This is a genomic window from Hymenobacter coccineus, from assembly GCF_001816125.1.
GTDB lineage: Bacteria > Bacteroidota > Bacteroidia > Cytophagales > Hymenobacteraceae > Hymenobacter > Hymenobacter coccineus.
In genome coordinates this window covers 1-486 of the sequence record NZ_MDZA01000295.1, presented here as the reverse complement: position 1 = coordinate 486, position 486 = coordinate 1, and the positions used below count along the sequence as shown (strand labels likewise).

Below are 486 nucleotides of genomic sequence, written 5' to 3'. Positions count from 1 at the left end.
GCGGTCGAGTAAGGTGGTAAAGGCGTCGCTGGTGTACTGGCTGCCGCGGTCGGCGTGCACGAGTAGGCCAGGCAGGGGCTGGCAGACGGCCACGGCCCGATTAAAGGCGGTCAGAATCAAGTCGGTATGCAGTGACTCGCTCACGTGCCAGCCCACCACCCGCCGGGAGAAGGCATCGCGCCAGCAGGCCAGGTACGCCCAGTGCCCGGTGGCCAAGGCTAAGTAGGTGATGTCGCCGACCCAGATTTGGTTAGGAGCCGTCGCCGCGGGCCAGGTGGCGAGCTTGTTAGCGGCAGCCACGGCCTGCGGGTCGGCCTGGGTAGTGCGTGGGGGCCGGGAACTGGCGCGGGTGCAGAGGGCGCGTAAGCCGCTGGCACTGAGCCAGCCGCGCAAACGCTGGCGGCCCACCGCGTGGCCTTCGCGCCGCAGTTGAGCGCGCAGCCGACGCTGGCCATAGCGGCCGGCGTGGGTGGCGAAGACGCGCTG

The 486-nt window shown here is 70.0% G+C and carries 1 protein-coding gene; it reads right to left on the bottom strand.

What is annotated here, in order from left to right; genetic code table 11:
- On the bottom strand, positions 1-486 hold a 486-nt coding region (locus BEN49_RS15470; protein WP_141765690.1), incomplete at both ends, for a DDE-type integrase/transposase/recombinase.